Here is a 21,498-nt window from a genome sequence, read left to right as displayed (position 1 = left end):
GTGAATGATAATAATTATCATATTCAATTGAGCTGTGATTGCAATTGGCGGGCAGAAAAATTTATCGATTTATCCTGCCTGTCGGTATAATCGGAAATAACAATCTGTTTACATCGCAGAAAGGCGTAACCTATCAATAAGCATTTTTATCAAAAATGGTTATTTAAAAAAGAGTGATTTATTAATAGGTTAACACTGGCTTATTTATGCTGACGCGCTCACCACAAGGTGAGCTGAAGAGGCTATGCTTAATAATTAAGCAAATAAAACCGCACAAGATGATTATCCCTGCAAAACAAGAGGTTGAAGTGATTGGTCAGATCACTACCATAGGGGGATAGCCTGAAAAGGTCCGGACTCAAGAGGTATCAACATGGCATCCGTTAATACAGACTCTTTCTCACCCGACGATTTTGTCTGGAAAGGGCTGACGCTGACTGAAACCGCAGCGCAACAAATTCTCAATCTGGCGGCTCAGGACCCCGATGTCAAGGGTCTGCGGCTCGGCGTAAAACAATCCGGCTGCGCCGGGTTTGGTTACGTCATGGATCTGGTGAAAGAGCCAGTCGAGGATGATTTGCAGTTCTCATTCCATGGCGCAACGCTGTTTGTGCCGCTACAGGCGATGCCATTCGTTGATGGCACCGAACTGGACTACGTTCGTGAAGGCCTGAATCAGATTTTTAAATTCAATAACCCTAAAGCTCAGCACGCCTGCGGGTGCGGTGAGAGCTTTGGCGTCGAGTAAGTGAAATATGTCACGACACAGCGAAACATCTGACGATGTACAAATCTGGGAAGGCAAGCTCAACTACAAAGAGGGCTTCTTTACCCAACTGCAAACCGAAGAATTTGCCAACGGCATCAATGAAGATGTGGTGCGGGCGATCTCGGCCAAGCGTAACGAGCCAGAGTGGATGCTGGAGTTTCGTCTTAAAGCGTTTCGTGCCTGGCTTGAAATGGAAGAGCCACACTGGCTGAAAGCGCACTACGAAAAACTCGATTACCAGGATTACAGCTACTACTCCGCGCCTTCCTGCGGCAACTGTGATGACAGCTGCGCATCAGAACCCGGTGCACTGCAGGCTTCAGGCAGCGCGCCAGCCAGCGATTATCTGACACAGGAAGTTGAAAACGCCTTTAATCAGCTGGGTGTCCCGGTGCGTGAAGGCCGTGAAGTGGCGGTTGACGCCATTTTTGACTCCGTTTCGGTGGCGACCACCTATCGCGGCAAGCTGGCGGAGCAGGGGATTATCTTCTGTTCCTTTGGCGAAGCGATCCAGGAGCACCCGGAGCTGGTGAAGCAGTATCTCGGCACGGTTGTTCCGGCGAACGATAACTTCTTTGCAGCGCTGAACTCGGCAGTCGCCTCTGACGGCACCTTCGTTTATATCCCGAAAGGGGTGCGTTGCCCGATGGAGTTGTCGACCTATTTCCGCATCAACGCAGCGAAAACCGGTCAGTTCGAACGCACCATCCTGATTGCCGATGAAGACAGCTACGTCAGCTACATCGAAGGCTGTTCAGCGCCAGTGCGTGACACCTATCAGCTGCACGCGGCCGTGGTGGAAGTCATCATCCACAAAAATGCCGAAGTGAAATATTCGACGGTTCAGAACTGGTTCCCAGGCGGCGAAGGTGAGGGGGGTATCCTGAACTTCGTGACCAAGCGCGCGCTGTGTGAAGGTGACCACAGCAAGATGTCCTGGACACAGTCTGAAACCGGCTCTGCTATCACCTGGAAATACCCAAGCTGCATTCTGCGCGGGGACTATTCAGTGGGTGAATTCTACTCAGTGGCACTGACCAGCGGTCGTCAGCAGGCCGATACCGGCACCAAGATGATCCACATTGGTAAAAACACCAAATCGACCATCATCTCCAAAGGGATTTCGGCCGGTAAAAGTCAGAACACCTATCGCGGGCTGGTGAAAATCATGCCAACCGCGACCAATGCCCGTAACTTTACGCAGTGTGACTCGATGCTGATCGGTCCTGATTGCGGCGCACATACTTTCCCGTATGTGGAGACCCGCAACAATACCGCTCAGCTTGAGCATGAAGCCACGACATCACGTATCGGCGAAGATCAGATGTTCTACTGTCTGCAACGCGGTATCAGTGAAGAAGACGCCATCTCGATGATCGTGAACGGCTTCTGTAAAGACGTATTCTCGGAGTTGCCACTGGAATTTGCTGTGGAAGCCCAGAAATTGTTAGCCATCAGCCTTGAGCACAGTGTGGGCTGATGCCGTCACACGCGTTGCCGGAAGCAATGTGAAGGAATAAGTATGTTAAGCATTAAAGATTTGCAGGTCAGTGTTGAAGATAAAGCCATTCTGCGTGGCCTGAATCTCGAAATTAAACCCGGCGAAGTGCATGCCATCATGGGCCCGAACGGCTCAGGTAAAAGCACCCTGTCAGCGACGCTGGCAGGCCGTGAAGATTATGAAGTAACCGGCGGTTCGGTCAGCTTCAAAGGTAAAGATCTGCTGGAACTGGCCCCTGAAGAGCGCGCCGGTGAAGGCATCTTTATGGCATTCCAGTATCCGGTAGAAATTCCGGGCGTCAGCAACCAGTTCTTTTTGCAGACCTCGGTCAATGCGGTACGCAAATATCGTCAGCAGGAAGAGCTGGATCGCTTCGATTTCCAGGACTTCATTGAAGAGAAAATTGAGCTGCTGAAGATGCCGGCAGATCTGCTGACCCGCTCAGTCAACGTTGGCTTCTCCGGCGGTGAGAAGAAGCGTAACGACATCCTGCAGATGGCGGCACTGGAGCCAGAACTCTGCATCCTGGATGAGACCGACTCAGGCCTGGATATCGATGCGCTGAAAATCGTGGCGAATGGCGTAAACAGCCTGCGCGACGAGAAGCGTGCCTTTATCATCGTGACCCACTACCAGCGTATTCTGGATTACATCAAGCCAGACTTCGTTCATGTTCTGTATCAGGGCAAAATCGTGAAATCTGGCGACTTCTCGCTGGTGAAACAGCTGGAGGAGCAAGGTTATGGCTGGCTTACCGACGAAGAGTGATTCTGCGCTGCAACAGTGGCATCACCTGTTTGAGTCGCGTGGCGACGTGCGTTCTCTGCAGGCACAGCAGCACTGGCAGCAACTGATGCGCGTTGGCCTGCCAACCCGCAAGCACGAAAACTGGAAGTATACGCCGCTGGACACCTTACTGTCACAGCAGTTTGTACTGCCTGACGCGCCGCAGACCCTGAGCGCTGAACAGGTTGATGCACTGGCGCTGCCGCTGGATGCGATCCGTCTGGTCTATGTTGACGGTCAGTTCCAGCCAGCCTTCAGCAGTCGCGACTGCGAACTGTTTGAGGTTCAGCACAGTGTGGCCGCCGAGCGCCGTCCGCTGCCTGCTGCGGTTCAGCCTGAAGTCTTCCTGCATCTGACAGAAAGTCTGGCAGAAGAGGTGACGACCCTGCGTCTGGCACGCGGTAAATCCGCAGCGCGTCCGGTCTATCTGCTGCACATCACCAGCGGTCAGCAGACGGGTATGAACACGGTTCACTATCGTCATCACCTGCAGCTGGAAGAGAGTGCCGAAGCGGAAGTGATTGAGCACTATGTTTCACTGGATGAGCGCGCCCATTTCACCGGCACGCGCTTTACCTTTGCGGTAGGCGACAATGCCAAACTGACGCACACGAAGCTGGCCTTTGAAAGCAGCGCCAGCTATCACTTTGCGCATAACGATCTGGTCATTGGCAATGATGGCCAGGTCAGCAGCACCAGCTTCCTGCTGGGTGCCGGACTGTCGCGTCACAACACCAGTACCCAGCTGAACGGCGAAAACACCACGCTGGCGATCAACAGCCTGGTGCTGCCGGTGAAACAGGAAGTGGCGGATACCCGTACTTACCTGGAGCACAACAAGGGCCACTGCGTCAGCCGCCAGATGCATAAAACCATCGTGCGCGACAAAGGCCGTGCGGTGTTTAACGGCCACATTAAAGTGGCACAGCATGCGCTGAAGACCGACGGGCAGATGACCAACAACAACCTGTTGCTGGGCAAGCTCTCAGAAGTCGATACCAAACCGCAGCTGGAAATTTATGCGGATGACGTCAAGTGCAGCCACGGTGCCACCATCGGTCGTATTGATGATGAGCAGATGTTCTACCTGCGTTCGCGCGGTATTGAGCAGGATGCTGCACAGACCATGATTATTCATGCGTTTGCCGCAGAACTGACCGAAACACTGGAAAATGAGGTGATGCGTCAGGCCGTGCTGCAGCGTATCGCGCAACGTTTTCCCGGAGGCGACATATGATGAACTTCGATCTCGAACGCGTCAGGGCTGATTTTCCTATCCTGAAGCGTGAGGTCAACGGTCATCCGCTGGCCTATCTTGACAGTGCGGCCAGCGCACAGCGTCCACTCTCGGTAATTAACGCCGAGAGTCATTTCTATCAGCACGGCTATGCGGCCGTGCATCGTGGTATCCATACGCTGAGCCAGCAGGCGACCAGCGACATGGAGAACGTGCGCGATCAGGCTGCCCGTTTTATCAATGCGCAGTCACAGGAAGAGATTGTCTTCGTCAAAGGCACCACCGAAGGCATCAATCTGGTGGCGAACACCTGGGGCAGCAGTAACCTCCAGCCTGGCGATAACCTGATCATTACTGAGATGGAGCATCACGCCAATATCGTTCCATGGCAGATGCTGGCCCAGCGCACCGGCGCAGAAGTGCGCGTCCTGCCATTAAATGACAACGGTGAGCTGGCGCTGGAGCAACTGGTGGGGCTGATCGACAGCCGTACGCGGTTGCTGGCGGTGACGCATGTTTCAAATGTGCTCGGCACGGTTAACCCGGTTAAAGCGATCGTTGCTCAGGCAAAAGCGGCTGGCGTCATCACGCTGGTGGATGGTGCCCAGGCGGTGATGCATGACAAGGTTGATGTGCAGGATATCGGCTGCGACTTCTACGCCTTCTCCAGCCATAAACTCTATGGACCGAACGGCGTGGGTATTCTCTACGGCCGCAAAGCGCTGCTGGATGAGATGCCACCATGGGAAGGGGGCGGTTCAATGATTGAGCGCGTCATGCTGCCTACCGGCACCACCTGGAACAGTGCGCCGTGGCGCTTTGAAGCGGGTACGCCGAATACCGGCGGTATTATCGGCTTTGGTGCGGCGATGGCCTATGTGCAGGCGCTGGGACTGGATACGATTCATCAGCGCGAGACGGCACTGATGAACTATGCGCTCGATAAACTGGGCACCGTTCCGGATATCCAGATCTACGGTCCGCAGTCACGAGCTGGCGTTATCGCCTTCAATCTCGGTAAACACCACGCCTACGATGTCGGCAGCTTCCTGGATCAATATGGCATTGCCATCCGCACCGGACATCACTGCGCGATGCCGCTGATGCAGCATTACAATGTACCGGCGATGTGCCGTGCCTCCTTCACGTTCTACAACAGTGAAGAGGAAGTAGATCGTCTGGCTGCCGGTTTAACGCGCATTCATCGTCTGCTGGGCGGCTGAACAGTTTTAACGGAGTCACTGATGGCGAATTTGCCTGAAAAAGAGAAACTGGTTCGCAACTTCAACCGTTGCGCTAACTGGGAAGAGAAGTACCTCTACATTATTGAGCTGGGTTCAAAGCTTCCGGAATCTTCTGAAACCTTACACCAGCCGGAGAACGTGATTTCGGGTTGTCAGAGTCAGGTGTGGATCAGAATGATCCCGCAGGCGGATGGTTCCATTGCGTTTGAAGGCGACAGCGATGCCGCTATCGTTAAGGGTTTGATTGCTATCGTATTTAGCCTCTATCAGAACCTGCCGCCCGCCGATATCCTGGCGCTGGATGTGCGCCACTGGTTTGGCGAACTGGCACTGATGCAGCACCTGACGCCCACCCGGTCGCAGGGGCTGGAGGCGATGATTCGGTCTATTCGCCATACCGCTCAGAACCTCAGCTAAGTTACACTCCACAGACGCCATCCGGCGTCTGTTTTTTTATCTGACGAGAAAATTGCATGAAACCTGCTTTACGTTTAGCCGGTGCATTGCTGCTGACCTGCTTTGGGCTCTCTGCACCCGCGTTCGCCACCGAATATCCGCTGCCACCACCTGACAGTCGCCTGATTGGCGAAAACGTCCTGACTCAGGTTCCTGACAATAAACAACCTCTGGAAGCGATTGCGGCGCGCTATCAGGTCGGCCTGCTGAGCATGCTGGAGGCAAATCCCGGTACCGATCCCTGGCTGCCCAAAGCGGGCACCCAGCTGACGGTGCCGCTACAGATGATCCTGCCTGATACGCCGCGCGAAGGGATTGTGGTGAATCTGGCCGAGCTGCGTCTCTACTACTATCCCAAAGGGGAGGATAAGGTCATTGTCTATCCCATCGGCATTGGCCAGCTGGGTGCGGCCACGCCAGTGATGGTGACGCAGATCAGCCAGAAGATCCCTAATCCCACCTGGACGCCCACGGCGAACATCCGCAAACGCTACGCCAAAGAGGGCATTACGCTGCCTGGCGTAGTCCCCGCCGGACCGGATAACCCGATGGGGCAGTTTGCCATGCGTCTGGCGCGCGGCACCGGCCAGTATCTTATCCATGGCACTAATGCGAAATTCGGCATCGGCATGCGCGTCAGTTCAGGCTGCATCCGTCTGCGTTCAGAAGATATCGAAGCGCTGTTTAACTCAGCCCCGAAAGGGACGCGGGTACAGATCATCAATCAGCCGGTGAAGTACGCTGTAGAACCGGATGGGAAACGCTACGTGGAAGTGCATCAGCCGCTGTCACGCAACGACAAGGACGATCCACAGACCATGCCGATTGCACTCACTGCCGGAGTGAAGCAGTTTATGAAAAGTGAGAAGAGTGATAGTGCGCTGATTAAAGCCAGCTTAGCGCGACGCTCAGGCATGCCTGTGCTGGTCAGCAGTGGGGAGCCGGTGCAGAGTGATACCGTGCCGCCTGCGGGGCTGGAGAGCGCATCTGTGGGGGCTGATAGCCCGGTGACACAGGCTGAGGGCAACGCGGTTCAGCCCTGAACGGATAAGTGCCTGTGAAGGGCACTGAATTCGGAGCAAAAAAAATGGCGCCATAAAGGCGCCATTTTTAAACCAGAACTCTTACTTACGGTAAGAGTGAGCCTGGTTGTCCAGACGCTGGTTAGCGCGTGCTGCGTCATCTTTAGCAGCCTGAACGTCTGAACGCACTGCGTTCACGTCGTTGCTCAGCTGGTCAACTTTAGCGTTCAGAGTCTGAACGTCTGAAGACAGCTGGTCGATTTTAGCGTTGCTTGAGCAACCAGCCAGCATAGTTGAAGCCAGAACTACCGCGCCCAGTACCAGTTTAGTACGATTCATTATTTATACCCTCTAGATTGAGTTAATCTCCATGTAGCGTTACAAGTATTACACAAAGCTTTTTAAGTTGAGAATAAATTTTTGATGAGAAGATGCTTAAATTTGATCGTTCGCTCAAAGAAGCAGCGAATCACAGAATATGATAAAAAAATTTAGCGAAAACAGAGAGATTTAATCGGATTAACCTTAATATTAAGAGTATTTGAATAGTTATTTTCGATTGGAATTTTCTGACATTTGGTTTAAGTAGAAATAAAAAAAAGCGCCCGATAAAGGCGCTTCAAAATAATGGTCAGAGAGCGTTTTACAGAACGTGTACAGAAGCAGTGTTGGTAGTTCCGCTTGGTACTAATGCACCTGACACCAGCACCACGACATCGCCTTTCTGGCCGTAGCCACTTTCCAGCGCCGCTTCTTTACCCAGACGATAGAAATCGTCGGTTGAAGCGATCTCAGTCACCAGACGTGTCTCAATCCCTTTGCTCAGGATCAGCTGACGGGCAGTCATCGGATTGGTGGTCAGCGCCAGGATGGTCGCGTTCGGGAAGTATTTACGCACGGCTTTAGCAGACTTACCCCCTTCGGTAGCAACCACAATCAGTGGCGCTTCCAGCTTCTCAGCGGTCTCTACCGCACCACGGCAGACGGCTTCTGTGATACGCATTTTGCGGTTATCACTCTGGCTGTCGATGCGGGACTTCATCACGCGATCGGTACGCTCACAGATGGTCGCCATGATGGTGACTGACTCCAGCGGATAACGGCCTTTGGCACTCTCACCTGACAGCATGACAGCATCGGTACCGTCAAGAATGGCGTTTGCCACGTCACCGGCTTCTGCGCGGGTAGGGCGCGGGTTCTTGATCATGGAATCGAGCATCTGGGTAGCCGTGATGACCACTTTGCGTGCTTTATTACATTTTTTGATCATCATCTTCTGTGCGAAGATCACTTCTTCAACCGGGATCTCAACGCCCAGGTCGCCACGCGCAACCATGATGCCGTCTGAGGCTTCGAGGATTTCGTCGAAGTTGTTCAGGCCTTCCTGGTTTTCGATTTTGGAGATGATCTGGATATGCTCGCCGCCGTTCTGTTTCAGGTGCTCGCGAATTTCCAGCACGTCTGAACGTTTACGGATGAAAGAGGCGGCGACGAAGTCTACGCCCTGCTCACAACCAAAAATCAGGTCGCGTTTATCTTTTTCGGCCAGTGCTGGCAGCTGGATAGAGACGCCTGGCAGGTTAACGCCTTTGTTTTCGCCCAGATCGCCATTGTTCAGGACTTTACACACCACGGTATTTTCAGTGACTTCGGTCACTTCCATACCAATCAGGCCATCATCGACCAGCACCGTGTTGCCGATTTTCAGGTCAGCAGTGAAACCCGGGTAGGTCACCGCAACGCGCTCGCTGTTGCCAATCACGCTCTGGTCTGTAGTAAAGGTAAAGGTCTGACCCGCTTTCAGAGCCGCATCGTTGCCGCCTTCCAGTTTCATGGTGCGGATTTCAGGGCCTTTGGTATCCAGCAGGATAGCGGCCTGACGGCCGGTTTTTTGCATAACGGCACGCATGTTGGTGATGCGTTGGCCATGCTCAGCGTAGTCGCCGTGAGAGAAGTTAAGACGCATAACATTCATGCCAGCTTCAAGCAGCTGAGTCAGCATCTCTTCGGATTCGGTTTTCGGGCCGATTGTACAAACGATTTTAGTCTTTTTCATGACGGATTTTCTGTAAGTTGTGATGGATGAATAAGGGCGGAATCCGATGGCAGCGCATCGAAGTGAAATTTCTGATTGAGACTGAAATGGGCAGTACTGAGTAAGAATAGGTGACGAAGGCCAGGCGTGCAGGGAAGTTGTGCGGTTACGGTTGGTAACCACCACGCTGTTGTTGCGCAAATCATTTGAGTTATCGCAGTAAGCACGTGATCGCTGAAACCTTTCAAGTAAGCAACGCGGGACAGTATAGACGCTAAGTATGCGAAAACCAATCAAAAAGCAGAAGGGGGAAGCGATGCAGATCAATAAAAGTGGAGTTGCGCAAGCTGAAGGAATTCTGAAAGTGGTGCGCTCTAATGGACTCGAACCATCGACCCCCACCATGTCAAGGTGGTGCTCTAACCAACTGAGCTAAGAGCGCATACTGAATATTGGTGCGTCCGAGTGGACTCGAACCACCGACCCCCACCATGTCAAGGTGGTGCTCTAACCAACTGAGCTACGGACGCACTTGGTGCGCTCTAATGGACTCGAACCATCGACCCCCACCATGTCAAGGTGGTGCTCTAACCAACTGAGCTAAGAGCGCAACATGCTGTCAGGGCGACAGCGGGGACGAATATTAACGGCAGCGTGTGAGGCTGGCAAGGGGAAAATAGTTTTTTCGCCATGACTGCACAGCAACTGTGCTAACCGTCGTTTTTTTCGTCATTGCGAGCCATGAATGACCCGCCTCGAACGTTATCGCGCTGCACGCGTCAGGATAATCTCCGCCGGTGATTGCTGTAACCGTCTGATGCGCCAGATCATCATCACCGCAGCCGAGGTCAGGCCGATAATAAAGCCGCACCAGAAGCCCGCAGGTCCCATGCGCGGCACCACCCAGTCGGTCAGCGCCAGCAGATAACCGGCGGGCAGCCCCAGCAGCCAGTAAGCGATAAAGGTAATAAAGAAAATCGACCGCGTATCTTTATAGCCGCGCAGGATCCCGCTGCCAATCACCTGTATCGAGTCTGAGAACTGATAAATTGCCGCCAGCAGCATCAGCTGTGCCGCCAGCGTCACCACTTCAGGGTTGTCGTTATAGAGCAGGGCAATCTGATGACGGAACGTCACGGTAAAAATGGCGGTTAGCGCCGCCATGCTGATGCCTACACCCTGTGCGGTCCAGGCCGCGACCCGTGCCTGCTCGATGGAGCCCTGGCCCAGACGATAACCGACGCGGATGGTGGTCGCGACACCCAGCGACAGCGGCAATACAAACATCAGTGAACTGAAATTCAGCGCAATCTGGTGGCCGGCCACGTTAACGATGCCCAGTGGCGAAACCAGCAGGGCGACCACGGCGAACAGCGTGACCTCAAAGAAGAGTGCCAGCGCCACCGGCAATCCCAGCGTCATCAGGCGGCTCAGAATCGGACGGGAAGGGGGTGACCAGCGGCTCTCCATACGGATATCGCGCATGCTACCCATCCGGCGCACCCAGAAGCGCATGCAGATAAACATCACCCAGTAGACCGAGGCGGTCGCCACGCCGCAGCCGACACCGCCCAGAGCAGGCATGCCGAAGTGGCCATAGATAAAGACATAGTTGAGCGGGATGTTGAACATCAGGCCTAAAAAGCCCAGCACCATGCCGGGTTTGGTTTTCGACAGCCCCTCGCACTGATTGCGCAGCACCTGGAAGAAGAGGTAGCCTGGCGCGCCGAACAGCAGGGCATGCAGATAGCCTTCTGCCTTCAGCGCCAGCACTGGATCAATGTCATGCATCGCCCGGATAAGATAACCGGCATGCCACAACAGCACCATAATCAGCAGGGAGACGAAAAAGGCGAGCCAGTATCCCTGGCGGATCTGTTCACCGATGCGTTCGCGGCGGCCAGAACCATTGAGTTGCGCAACGGTGGGCGTCAATGCAAGCAGAAGACCATGACCAAACAGGATGGCCGGTAGCCAGACAGAGGTGCCGACAGCAACGGCGGCCATATCCGTGGCGCTGACTGCGCCGGCCATAATGGTATCCACAAATCCCATTGCGGTTTGAGCCACCTGAGCAAGGATGACCGGAATCGCAAGGGCCAGCAATTGACGCGCTTCTGTTAAATACTTCTGCACGTTAACACCTGACTTATTGAATGAATTAAAAGGGGCAGGAAGCCCGGGGAATTTCGCGAGCTAGTGTAACTGGCGTAACAGAATTCGCCAATCTTTGTCACACAATGCGGTTTGCTCCGCTATAAAGCGGCGGTGCGGGCTGAAATCTAACAGCCGACCTGAGCTGTGATAAACTAGCGTAAACTTCGCAGAGGCAAAGACTATGTTTACCGGTATTGTGCAGGGCACCGCAGAAATCGTGTCCATTGAAGAGAAAGAACTGTTTCGTACCCATACTGTCCGCCTGCCGGAAGAGCTCTTACCGGGTCTGGCGCTGGGCGCATCCGTAGCCCATAACGGTTGCTGTTTAACCGTAACGGCAATTGAAGGCAACCGCGTCAGTTTTGATTTAATTAAAGAGACATTGCGGGTGACTAACCTTGGCGATTTACGTCAGGGCGATGTGGTCAATATTGAGCGTGCAGCGAAATTCAGCGATGAAATAGGCGGACACCTGATGTCTGGTCATATTATGACCACCGCTGAAATCTGCAAGATTATCCAGTCAGAACATAACCGCGAAGTCTGGTTTAAAATCCAGGATGCGGCGCAGATGAAATATATTCTGCATAAAGGGTTTGTCGGCATCGACGGTATCAGCCTGACGGTAGGCGATGTGACTAAGACTAAGTTCTGCGTCTATCTGATCCCGGAAACGCTGGAGCGTACCACGCTGGGGGCGAAGACCTTTGGCGACCGGGTGAATATTGAAATCGATCCGCACACGCAGGCAATCGTGGAGACCGTTGAGCGGGTGTTAGCACAGCGCGATGCCGCGGCGGCGATGAGCATGCTGACCGGCCAGTCAACGACAGAGAGTTGATAAAAGGCGCGTAAGCACCGCAGACAGCCCAATCGGTTTTACTCTGTCAGCATTATAAAAGCGCAGGGCGCCGGGTCAGAAGAGGAAAGCGTCACACGCCATGGACAAAAACGCCGGGAGCTTTTTTGAACAACGCAAAGCGTTGACCCGGCAACGGGCGCACCTCAGGATGAGGTGCGTAATCGCGTGGGCCGGGCGTGTCAGGGATGACGGGTTTGCGACTTTCCGATCTGACCCTGTTCCTGGCGCAACGCTCCCTGTTAAAGCAAAGGAGGCCCTTCTTTTCAAGTGTTCAGCCGGGGCAGCACCTTCTTAATTGCCCGCTTTTTAACCTCTACCGCGCCACCCGTAATCCCCCCTCAACGCCGCGACTGAACACGATCTGCCACAGCTGAATATCACGCGCCCGAAAGGCACCGGCACAGGCATTCAGATAATAGGAGAACATCCGTTTAAAGCGTTCGCCATATTTATCGGCCAGCTCTGGCCAGGCCTGCAAAAAGCGTTCATGCCAGGCCATCAGTGTTTTGTCGTAGTCTGCGCCGAAATTGTGCCAGTCTTCCAGAATAAAATGGGGCTCGCTGGCATCTGCCACATGGCGCACCGAAGGCAGGCAGCCGTTGGGGAATATATATTTATCGATCCAGGGATCGACACTCATATCAGTTTTGATTGCGCCGATGGTGTGAAGCAGGAAAATACCGTCAGGCTTTAAATTACGATCGACCACGTCAAAATAGGTCGCATAATTTTTCGGCCCGACATGTTCAAACATACCCACCGACACAATACGATCAAACTGTTCATTCAGGTCGCGATAATCCTGCAACAGAATCGTGACGTCTAATCCGCTGCAGCGCTGCTGCGCCAGTTTCTGTTGTTCGGCGGAAATCGTCACGCCATGCACTTTAACGCCATAATGACGTGCGGCAAATTCCGCGAGTCCGCCCCAGCCACAGCCGATATCCAGCAGTGACATTCCCGGTTCCAGCGCTAATTTACGGCAGATCATATCCAGCTTGGCTTCCTGCGCCGTCGCCAGTGTCGTCGCCTCTTTCCAGTAGCCACAGGAGTATTGCATATAGGGATCGAGCATCAGTGAAAAGAGGTCGTTGCCCAGGTCGTAATGCTCTTTACCGACAATCCACGCCCGTTTTTTTGACTGCAGATTGGTTAAGCGTGCGGCGGCAATGCGCAGCGTATCTTTGAAGTGATGAGGCAGCTGCTGATCGAGTTTATGTTTAAGTACCTGATGGAAGAAAATATCCAGCCGGTCACACTCCCACCATCCATCCATAAAGCTCTCACCGAGCCCAAGAGAGCCCTCCTGCAGAACACGTTTAAAAAAACCAGGATGATTAATATGAATATCCCAGGGACGTGAACCATTAATTTCGATATCCGCTTTTTCCAGCAGTTCATGAACGATGCGATACCAATGGTTTTCTTCGAGGCTCACTTCTTCTGCATAAGATGAACTCATAGATTTTCCACCACCTGTCCAATCTGAACCTGAACAAAGAGTAGCCAATTTATTCAGGCAATGAGAAACGATGCGGATGGCTCCGCAAACCGGTTATCTGTGTGATACAGAGGACTGGAACAGCCTGCAGCAGGTCGGGTAAGGTGAGAATAACGCGCGCGAATACCGTCCCGGCAGCAGGGTGCCAATCAGATTATTACGTTATTATATTGTTGATTTATTACAGATTTGTTGACCCGGATGAGTATATGCTCACGCGGGTCAATATTCAATAACTTATTGTTAGGGCGCTAACTAAAAAGTCAGTGTGTCACTGATTATCCTGGCAGGCAGTTTGCGCAGAGGCAACAACAGTTTGTGCGCTTGCGGCTCGCTGCATGGCGTAACCCATCAGCGCCAGCACAATTGTCACCGTCATCATCAGTGTGGTGGTAAATAGCGGCTGAGTTAAGCCGGCGGACACCGCCAGGCTGGCAGCGAAACAGAGTCCTAACTGCAGTGTATTCTGCAACGCGGCGGCTTTACCGGTAGCGGTCGGGAAGGGCATCAGCGCACTGGACACCACAATCGGATAGATCGCGCCGTTAGCCAGCGCCATACCGCAGAACGGTACCATCAGACTCACCAGCGTGCTGCTGCCAGCAAGCGCAACAGCAAACAGCGCCAGAATGCTCAGGCTGTAGACGGCCAGCAGCCAGGGCAGCAACTGTGCGCCGTTAAAGCGGTTGAGCAGGGTGCGACAGCCGAAGCCACCAATTAAAAAGGCGAGCGTCTGGGGCACATAACTCAGACCGATATCGGCGGGCGACAGACCCAGATCCGCCAGAATAAAGGGCGATCCGGTCAGCCAGGCAAAGAAGCTGGCTGAGCAGGCGGAGTAGATCAGCACGTTGCCGCTGTAGACCCGTGATTTAAGCAGCGTGAAAAAGCCGGGCTGCGCACCTTTTTCTCCTGCGGCCTTGCGCACGGTGGGCAGACGCAGCGTGGTCAGAATCAACGCCACCGCAATCAGGGTCAGCACCAGGAAAATCGAACGCCAGTGGAAGTGGCCGATCAGCCAGGCACCCAGTAGCGGAGCCAGCGCCGGAGAGAGCGCAACCAGCGGCATAATGGTGGCAAAGACTTTGTTAGCGCGCGCTGCAGGGTAGCGATCCACCACCAGCGCCTGCCAGCTTACGGCAGCGGCACAGACGCCAATCGCCTGGACAAAACGCAGCGCCAGCATCAGATAGATATCATTCACCCACAGCATGCCTGCGCAGCCAGCGCCAAACATGGCCAGTCCGGACAGCAGCACCGGTTTACGACCGATGCGATCGGAAAGCGGTCCCCAGAAGAGCTGACCCACGGCGAAGCCGCCCAGGAAGAGACTCATACTGGCGCTGATCAGACCGGGTGAAGTGTTAAAGGTTTGCTGCATCGCACCAAAGGCGGGCAGGTACATATCAGTGGCTAAAAAGCCCAGCATGCTCAGCAGGGCAAGGTAGGGCATAAACCCTTTATTCGACAGCATCTGATTCTCATTTTTGCAGGATAAACGCGGCAGAGTGTAAAAGGTGCGTTTGCTGCTGTGAAACGGTAATATTTGCCGATTGCTGTTAAAATTTTTGAAGGCAGATTATGTGGTCAGAATATGCATTAGAAGTGGTTGACGCTGTCGCCCGTGGGGGGAGTTTCAGCGCCGCCGCGCAGGAGTTACATCGGGTGCCCTCTGCCATTAGCTATACGGTGCGTCAGCTGGAAAACTGGCTGGCGGTACCGCTATTTGAACGGCAGCATCGCGAAGTGGTTCTGACCCCGGCGGGTGAGCATTTTGTCCGGGAAGGGCGCAGCGTCATCAAAAAAATGCTTGCCACCCGGCGACAGTGTCAGCAGCTGGCTAACGGCTGGCGCGGCCAGCTAAGCATTGCCGTTGACCGTATCGCAAAACCTCAGCGCACCCGACAACTGGTCAAAGATTTCTATCGCCACTTTCCCGATATGGAGCTGATCATCAGCTATGAAGTCTTTAACGGCGTCTGGGATGCGCTGGCCGATGGCCGGGTGGAAGTGGCGATTGGTGCCACTCAGGCGATACCGGTGGGCGGACGTTTTGCTTTTCGGGATATGGGCACGCTTAACTGGCGCTGCGTGGTTGCGCCCGACCATCCTCTGACACAGGCGAGCCAGATAGATGATGACACGCTGCGGAGCTGGCCCTCCCTGGTGCTGGAAGATACTTCACGGGCACTGCCGCGTCGTATGACATGGACGCTGGATAACCAGCGCCGGCTGGTGGTGCCGGAGTGGCAAACCGGGCTGGATTGCGTGCAGGCGGGATTGTGTGTGGCGATGGTGCCGGGTCATCTGGCCAGGCCACTGCTCGACAGCGGCGAGCTGGTTGAACTGACGCTGCCGGTGGCGTTTCCGGACAGCCCATGCTGCGTCAGCTGGGCAGAGGATCGCGCATCACCGGCGACAGGCTGGTTGCTCAGCTATCTGGGTGATGCGCAAACGCTTAATCAGGAGTGGTTAAGCGAGCATTAACGGCGATAGTCGCGGAACGGGCCATCGGCCACGGAACGGCGCTCAATCAGCGTGGGATGGACCTCAATCGTTTGTGACACTTCGCGTTTACTGGTAATGCGGTCCAGCAGCATTTCCAGCGCTTTCTCACCCAGCTGGGCTTTAGGCTGATGCACTGTGGTCAGGGCCGGTGCAAAATAACGGGCGTTGCGCACATTGTCATAGCCGATCACCGAAATATCCTGGGGGACGCGTAAACCCATCTCGTCGGCGGCGCAAATCGCGCCCATCGCCATGATGTCACCGCCACAGAACACCGCCGTGGGACGCTGCTTCTGCGACAGGATCTGCTGCATCGCCTGATAGCCCGACTCCGGCTCAAAGTCACCCTGCACAATCCACTCGGCGCGTGGCTGAATACCCGCTTCTTCCATCGCCTTCAGGAAACCGGCATGACGTCCGCCACCGGTGTTACGCTCCATCTGGCCGGGGATTGCACCAATATCCCGGTGTCCGCGTTCAATCAGATAGCGTCCCGCCAGATAGCCGCCCTGAAAAGCATTATCCAGTACCGTGTCGGTGAAGTCGGCGCGCGATTCACCCCAGTCCATCACCACCATCGGGATATTGCGGTTCTCTTCCAGCATCTGCAGCAGATCGTCCGGATATTCAGAGCACATCACCAGCAGCCCATCGACGCGTTTCTGCGCCATCATGCTGAGATAGGCGCGCTGTTTTTGCAGATCGTTATGCGCATTACCCAGAATCAGCGTATAGCCTTTGTCAAAGCAGTGATTTTCAACCGCTTCGATAATTTCAGCGAAATAGGGCGCTTCGCTGGAGGTGGCAAGCAGGCCCAGCGTTTTGGTGTGGTTCACTTTCAGGCTGCGCGCCACGGCGCTCGGCGAGTAGTGCAGTTCTTTAATCGCCTGCCAGACCGCGTTGCGCGTCTCTTCAGCCACAAAGCGGGTTTTATTGATGACGTGCGAAACGGTGGTCGTTGAGACGCCAGCGCGTTTCGCCACATCTTTAATTGTTGCCATGGAAATCGGACTCCGGTGCTTATCTAACTCTATGATAAGCGTAGTGTTAAACGTTTGCGTCTGCTCAGGGTTTTTTCCGCAAAGATGCAGCTTTCATGGCCAGGAAACAGGCCGCTGGCGGCGTAAAAGCGCCTGAAAACGTGCGCAAACGGAATCAGGGTTGCGCGCGTTGCGCAACAAAGGCGGGATTCTAACAAGGCTGAACGGATAAAACGAGATTTTTACCGGGCCCTGTGGGAAAATGCGATACCCCTACTAATTGTGTGACTAAGGAGCAAGCAATGAGTACCGATCTTAAACTGGCTTTAATGACCACCGCGGGCTGTCTGCTGATGATTGTGGCCTTTAGTTTTACCGCTATTCTGCACTAAAAAAAAGCCGGGATTATCCCGGCTCTCTTCTGGTTGTTCTGCTGCTCAGCGTATGGTTTTTGGCGTCATCACCCGACGTGCACCAATATAGTGGCGCTGCCAGTAATCTTCTCCTAACGCGCTGATCTGAATATCTTTGCCGGTGCGTGGCGACTGGATAAACTTGCCATCACCCAGGTAAACGCCGACATGGTCCGCAGTACCGCGTCCATTGATACGGAAGAAGACCAGATCGCCTTTCTCCAGCGACTCACGCTTGATCGGTGCGGCATCACGCAGGTGGTACATCTCGTTAGCGGTACGTGGGATCTTAAACTTCACCAGATCTTTATAGGCGTACCAGACCAGGCCGCTGCAATCGAAACCGGTATGGGGAGAGGTGCCGCCCCACTGATAGGGTTTACCCAACTGACCCATCAGCTTGGTCATCGCGGTTTCGCGGGCCTTCTGGTAGCGCTGACGGTGAGATTTGCTCATCTTAATCGTGCCGGTCTCGCTGGTTGTGACCTCAGCGGTTTTCAGCAGGCGCTGATGACCATAGCGTTTCTTCTCTTTGTTCTTACTGAGACGGGCGGTTTTTAGCGAGGTCTTTTTAGCAGGCGTCTGTTTTGCGGTGAGTTCGACTTTTTTCAGTTTTTTTGTTTTTAGTTTTTGAACCGGGCTGAGGCGAGTCTTTTTCGTCACCGTTTTGACCGGGCGACGCTTGCGACGCTCATCGTCGCGCGCACTCTTTTTCTCTGCTTTATGCGTACTGACGTTCACCGGCGCGTGAGGCGACGCAGCGGCGATGTTGAAAAACAGTTGCGCAAAGGCCAGCATGAAAAACGTAATGATTAAACGCATAGTCCGTTGATTAGTTAAGTTGTCAGGGCCACTACGCACCGCGACAAAGTTGAGATTAATCTGATCCAGGATCAGCGCCCAGGCCATTCTAGTCCAGTTCTTTTAAAAACTGTAATGCCTTTTAATATTAATCTTTGCAACCCACGCAATTGTGCTGAAAATGAACATTTTCAGCGTCTTATATCAACGAAATTATTACGAATTATTAATCTGTTACCTGCTGTTAATAATCAGGAATTCAGGTGTCCCGGAGCAGGACTTAACAATGATGGCGATTTAATCGGGCAGCGATCAAAATCTCGTTTTCAGTCACGCTGCGAAGTCGCTACAATAAACAAACACGATGTGACGAATTAAGGAAGGCAATTATGAGTACTGTAGAAAAAATTCAGCGCCAGATCGCAGAAAACCCGATCCTGCTGTACATGAAAGGTTCCCCGAAACTGCCAAGCTGCGGTTTCTCTGCACAGGCGGTGCAGGCGCTGTCAGCCTGCGGTGAGCGTTTTGCTTACGTGGATATTCTGCAGAACCCGGACATTCGTGCCGAGATGCCGAAATTCGCTAACTGGCCAACTTTCCCGCAGCTGTGGGTCGATGGCGAGCTGGTCGGTGGATGCGACATCATCGTTGAGATGTTACAGCGTGGTGAACTGCAGACGCTGATCAAAGAGACCGCAGAAAAATTTAAAGAAGCAGAATAAAAAAAGGCCGACATCACGTCGGCCTTTTTCATTGCGGCATCCCTTATGCGGATGTCGTGGCTTCTGCATCGCCTTCCGCGAAGGGCAGTGGCCAGCCGCCTAACCGTTTCCAGCGGTTCACCAGCTCGCAGAACAGCGTTGCCGTCTGCTGAGTATCATAAAGCGCCGAATGCGCCTGCGTGCTGTCAAACTCCATGCCCGCCGCAATACAGGCCTTCGCCAGCACCGTCTGACCCAAAACCAGCCCGCTCAGGGCCGCGGTGTCAAAGGTGGCAAACGGGTGAAACGGGTTGCGCTTCAGGCTGGCTCGTTCCGCCGCCGCTGACATAAAGTTCAGGTCGAAAGTGGCATTGTGCGCCACCATAATGGCGCGATTGCAGCCGCTGTCTTTAATGCCCTTGCGCACCATTTTGAAAATGGCGTGCAGCGCCTCATATTCACTGACCGCGCCGCGCAGCGGATTGCTGGGATCGATGCCGGTAAAGGCCAGGGCTTCGGGATGCAGCAGCGATCCCACAAAAGGTTCGACGTTGAAATGCAGCGTCTGGTCAATCTGAATCCATCCCTCTTCATCCATCTTCAGCGTGATAGCGGCAATCTCCAGTAACGCATCGGTTTGCGCATTGAAACCCGCGGTTTCAACGTCGATCACCACCGGATAGAAGCCACGGAAACGTTGATTGAGTGCATTAGGGGAATTCGATTCAGACATCAGGATCTCGTTGCAGAAAAAGGGCAGCGCGTATTATGGCAAAAAACGGGGCCGGGTGCAGCAGATGAAGCGCAGAGAAGGGGATTCAGCCCACCCGACCGGGCAGGCTGACAGGCAGGTTTAGTTGCCGAGGCCGTTACCGGCATCTTTGTTTTCGATCAGCTCGATTTTGTAACCATCGGGATCTTCAACAAAGGCAATAATGGTGGAGCCGCCTTTAACCGGGCCAGCTTCACGCGTCACATTGCCGCCATCTTTGCGGATACGTTCGCAGGCCGCTGCTGCGTCATCAACGCCCAGCGCAATATGACCATAGGCATCACCGAGGTCATACTTATCGACGCCCCAGTTGTAGGTCAGTTCGATCACCGCACCTTCGCTCTCGTCGGTGTAGCCCACAAATGCCAGGGTATATTTGTATTCGGTGTTTTCGCTCTGACGCAACACGCGCATGCCCAGCACACGGGTGTAGAAATCGATTGAACGTTGCAGATCGCCAACGCGCAGCATGGTATGAAGTAAACGCATAACATCCTCTTTTAAATAAAACGCCATCGCCCGATGACTCAGGCGCTAAGTATAGCGATGAAAATTGCTATTGAATAATGGCTGCCGTCATCATCCCGGACGGCAGCCCGAACCGGTTACAGCGTCGGGTAGTCGATATAACCTTCCGCGCCGCCGCCGTAGAAGCTTTCCGGACGCTGTGGATTGAGTGGGGCATCCTGCTGCAGACGCTCAACCAGATCCGGGTTAGCAATGTAATCGCGACCAAACGCAACCGCATCGATCAGACCGCGACCAATCAGGTCATCCGCTTTCTCAACGGTATAGGCACCGGCACCAATGATGGCACCCGGGAAGAGATCACGCACTTTCTGACGGAAAGCGTCGGTATAAGGCTGACCGCCGGCCCAGTCTGGCTCAGAGAGGTGCAGATAGGCGATGTTGCGTTTTGCCAGCTCGCCGATATACCACAGCGCCGCTTCCTCTTCATCCGGGCCGTTGTCCAGATTCTGGAAGCTGCCGATAGGTGAGACGCGAATACCAATGCGATCGGCTGACCAGTTAGTGATCACCGCATCAACCACTTCCAGCGCAAAGCGACCGCGTTTTTCGATGCTGCCGCCATATTCATCAGTACGCTGGTTTGAGCCAGGAGCCAGGAACTGGTGCATCAGGTAACCGTGCGCCGAGTGCAGCTCAAGCAGGTCAAAGTCCGCTTCACGCGCGTTGGCCGCAGCCTGGCCAAAATCTGCCACAATCTGCTTAATCTCTGGCACTGTCAGCTCACGCGGCGTTGAGGTATCTTCGCGATAGACGCTGCCATCTTCAGCACGCAGTGAGGTACGGGTGCCAGCGGCAATCGCCGATGGCGCAACCGGTGCTTTGCCTTCCGGCTGCACGCTGTTATGTGAGATACGACCGGTGTGCCATAACTGTACTGCGGTGTGACCGCCAGCCTGATGCACGCCTTCGTTAATCGCTTTCCACGCTGCAATCTGTGGCTGAGTATGTAAGCCTGGCGCACCGGCATAGCCTTTCGCCTGGAAAGAGATCTGGGTCGCTTCGGTGATGATCAAACCGGCGCTGGCGCGCTGGCGATAATATTCAGCCATCATCGGGGTAGGAATGTCGCCTGGCTCAATGCTGCGCAGACGGGTCAGCGGTGCCATAAATACGCGGTTTGGGACGGTAATTGCACCGACTTTTAGCGGACGAAACAGCTGGGTACTCGCCATAATAGCTCCTGATTAGTAGACCAGTCGTCTACAAACATGTTTTTTAAAAA

General features: G+C 54.0%; 21 protein-coding genes and 3 tRNA genes. 11 read left to right on the top strand and 13 right to left on the bottom strand.

Going from position 1 to position 21,498, the window contains the following annotated elements:
* Nucleotides 1-373: 373 nt before the first annotated feature.
* Genes sufA through HFD95_RS02130 form a run of 7 tightly spaced genes read left to right on the top strand, consistent with a single transcriptional unit; the run spans nt 374 to nt 7,036 of the window.
* Nucleotides 374-748 carry a Fe-S cluster assembly scaffold SufA gene (gene sufA / locus HFD95_RS02160; RefSeq protein WP_010245637.1) on the top strand — a complete coding sequence of 125 codons (375 nt, stop codon included), beginning with the start codon at nt 374-376 and terminating at the stop codon, nt 746-748.
* 7 nt (nt 749-755) lie between these two features.
* A complete protein-coding gene (gene sufB, locus HFD95_RS02155; protein WP_010245634.1) occupies nt 756-2,249 on the top strand; it encodes a Fe-S cluster assembly protein SufB in 1,494 nt (497 codons plus the stop codon).
* A gap of 42 nt (nt 2,250-2,291) precedes the next feature.
* Nucleotides 2,292-3,038 carry a Fe-S cluster assembly ATPase SufC gene (gene sufC / locus HFD95_RS02150; RefSeq protein WP_010245631.1) on the top strand — a complete coding sequence of 249 codons (747 nt, stop codon included), beginning with the start codon at nt 2,292-2,294 and terminating at the stop codon, nt 3,036-3,038.
* On the top strand, nt 3,013-4,293 hold the full coding sequence (gene sufD, locus HFD95_RS02145; protein ID WP_052271702.1) for a Fe-S cluster assembly protein SufD: 1,281 nt from the start codon (nt 3,013-3,015) through the stop codon (nt 4,291-4,293). Before sufC ends, sufD begins: the two co-directional genes overlap by 26 nt.
* Nucleotides 4,293-5,516 (top strand): cysteine desulfurase SufS, encoded by a 1,224-nt coding sequence (gene sufS, locus HFD95_RS02140; protein WP_167429832.1) that lies wholly within the window; start codon nt 4,293-4,295, stop codon nt 5,514-5,516. Before sufD ends, sufS begins: the two co-directional genes overlap by 1 nt.
* A 21-nt stretch (nt 5,517-5,537) precedes the next feature.
* Nucleotides 5,538-5,954, top strand: coding sequence for a cysteine desulfuration protein SufE (gene sufE / locus HFD95_RS02135; RefSeq protein WP_089414229.1), 417 nt, complete (start codon nt 5,538-5,540; stop codon nt 5,952-5,954).
* 56 nt (nt 5,955-6,010) lie between these two features.
* Nucleotides 6,011-7,036 carry a L,D-transpeptidase family protein gene (locus tag HFD95_RS02130; RefSeq protein ID WP_010670037.1) on the top strand — a complete coding sequence of 342 codons (1,026 nt, stop codon included), beginning with the start codon at nt 6,011-6,013 and terminating at the stop codon, nt 7,034-7,036.
* 81 nt (nt 7,037-7,117) lie between these two features.
* On the opposite strand, the gene HFD95_RS02125 is transcribed toward HFD95_RS02130, so the two are convergent.
* The 6 genes from HFD95_RS02125 to HFD95_RS02100 all read right to left on the bottom strand — a co-directional run bounded on the left by HFD95_RS02125 (nt 7,118) and on the right by HFD95_RS02100 (nt 11,186).
* A complete protein-coding gene (locus tag HFD95_RS02125; protein ID WP_003853216.1) occupies nt 7,118-7,354 on the bottom strand; it encodes a major outer membrane lipoprotein in 237 nt (78 codons plus the stop codon).
* Nucleotides 7,355-7,658: 304 nt separating this feature from the next.
* Complete coding sequence (gene pykF, locus HFD95_RS02120; protein ID WP_010245613.1) at nt 7,659-9,071, bottom strand: pyruvate kinase PykF; 1,413 nt, start codon at nt 9,069-9,071, stop codon at nt 7,659-7,661.
* A 344-nt stretch (nt 9,072-9,415) separates the two neighbouring features.
* Nucleotides 9,416-9,492: transfer RNA gene (locus HFD95_RS02115), tRNA-Val, on the bottom strand.
* A gap of 11 nt (nt 9,493-9,503) precedes the next feature.
* Nucleotides 9,504-9,580: transfer RNA gene (locus HFD95_RS02110), tRNA-Val, on the bottom strand.
* Between the two features lie 3 nt (nt 9,581-9,583).
* A tRNA-Val gene (locus HFD95_RS02105) sits at nt 9,584-9,660 on the bottom strand.
* Nucleotides 9,661-9,812: 152 nt separating this feature from the next.
* Entirely contained in the window at nt 9,813-11,186 is a 1,374-nt protein-coding gene (locus HFD95_RS02100; protein WP_167429776.1) for an MATE family efflux transporter, read from the bottom strand.
* A 202-nt stretch (nt 11,187-11,388) separates the two neighbouring features.
* Here HFD95_RS02100 and HFD95_RS02095 point away from each other — a divergent pair, with 202 nt between their 5' ends.
* Nucleotides 11,389-12,048 (top strand): riboflavin synthase, encoded by a 660-nt coding sequence (locus tag HFD95_RS02095; RefSeq protein ID WP_033767098.1) that lies wholly within the window; start codon nt 11,389-11,391, stop codon nt 12,046-12,048.
* A 334-nt stretch (nt 12,049-12,382) separates the two neighbouring features.
* On the opposite strand, the gene cfa is transcribed toward HFD95_RS02095, so the two are convergent.
* The gene (gene cfa / locus HFD95_RS02090; RefSeq protein WP_163639467.1) at nt 12,383-13,531 is read right to left on the bottom strand and encodes a cyclopropane fatty acyl phospholipid synthase; all 1,149 of its coding nucleotides are present in this window, start codon (nt 13,529-13,531) and stop codon (nt 12,383-12,385) included.
* Between the two features lie 310 nt (nt 13,532-13,841).
* On the bottom strand, nt 13,842-15,044 hold the full coding sequence (gene punC, locus HFD95_RS02085; protein WP_022625741.1) for a purine nucleoside transporter PunC: 1,203 nt from the start codon (nt 15,042-15,044) through the stop codon (nt 13,842-13,844).
* A 107-nt stretch (nt 15,045-15,151) separates the two neighbouring features.
* Between punC and punR the strand changes: the two genes are divergently transcribed.
* Entirely contained in the window at nt 15,152-16,057 is a 906-nt protein-coding gene (punR, locus tag HFD95_RS02080; RefSeq protein WP_033771638.1) for a DNA-binding transcriptional activator PunR, read from the top strand.
* Here punR and purR read toward each other — a convergent pair.
* Nucleotides 16,054-17,079: an HTH-type transcriptional repressor PurR gene (gene purR, locus HFD95_RS02075; RefSeq protein WP_010245595.1), complete on the bottom strand. Its 1,026-nt coding sequence runs from the start codon at nt 17,077-17,079 to the stop codon at nt 16,054-16,056. The two genes, punR and purR, sit on opposite strands and share 4 nt — an antisense overlap.
* Nucleotides 17,080-17,360: 281 nt before the next feature.
* Here purR and HFD95_RS02070 point away from each other — a divergent pair, with 281 nt between their 5' ends.
* Entirely contained in the window at nt 17,361-17,450 is a 90-nt protein-coding gene (locus HFD95_RS02070; protein ID WP_010245592.1) for a YnhF family membrane protein, read from the top strand.
* Nucleotides 17,451-17,495: 45 nt separating this feature from the next.
* Here the strand turns inward: HFD95_RS02070 and HFD95_RS02065 are convergent, their stop codons facing one another.
* Nucleotides 17,496-18,293, bottom strand: a complete 798-nt coding sequence (locus HFD95_RS02065) for a C40 family peptidase (protein ID WP_010245589.1) — start codon at nt 18,291-18,293, stop codon at nt 17,496-17,498.
* Nucleotides 18,294-18,658: 365 nt separating this feature from the next.
* On the opposite strand from HFD95_RS02065, the gene HFD95_RS02060 reads away from it, so the two are divergent.
* Nucleotides 18,659-18,994: a Grx4 family monothiol glutaredoxin gene (locus tag HFD95_RS02060; protein ID WP_170933470.1), complete on the top strand. Its 336-nt coding sequence runs from the start codon at nt 18,659-18,661 to the stop codon at nt 18,992-18,994.
* 43 nt (nt 18,995-19,037) lie between these two features.
* Here the strand turns inward: HFD95_RS02060 and rnt are convergent, their stop codons facing one another.
* From rnt to HFD95_RS02045, 3 genes are all read right to left on the bottom strand, one after another.
* On the bottom strand, nt 19,038-19,706 hold the full coding sequence (gene rnt, locus HFD95_RS02055; RefSeq protein WP_010245582.1) for a ribonuclease T: 669 nt from the start codon (nt 19,704-19,706) through the stop codon (nt 19,038-19,040).
* Nucleotides 19,707-19,826: 120 nt separating this feature from the next.
* Nucleotides 19,827-20,234: a lactoylglutathione lyase gene (gene gloA, locus HFD95_RS02050; RefSeq protein ID WP_010245580.1), complete on the bottom strand. Its 408-nt coding sequence runs from the start codon at nt 20,232-20,234 to the stop codon at nt 19,827-19,829.
* 116 nt (nt 20,235-20,350) lie between these two features.
* Nucleotides 20,351-21,448: an alkene reductase gene (locus tag HFD95_RS02045; protein ID WP_167429775.1), complete on the bottom strand. Its 1,098-nt coding sequence runs from the start codon at nt 21,446-21,448 to the stop codon at nt 20,351-20,353.
* Nucleotides 21,449-21,498 lie beyond the last annotated feature (50 nt).

It is taken from the genome of Pantoea sp. EKM10T (genome assembly GCF_011800685.1).
In the GTDB taxonomy this organism is placed as follows: domain Bacteria; phylum Pseudomonadota; class Gammaproteobacteria; order Enterobacterales; family Enterobacteriaceae; genus Pantoea; species Pantoea agglomerans.
Note: the sequence above shows the minus strand (reverse complement) of the source record. Positions and strands in the feature narration are given on the sequence as shown.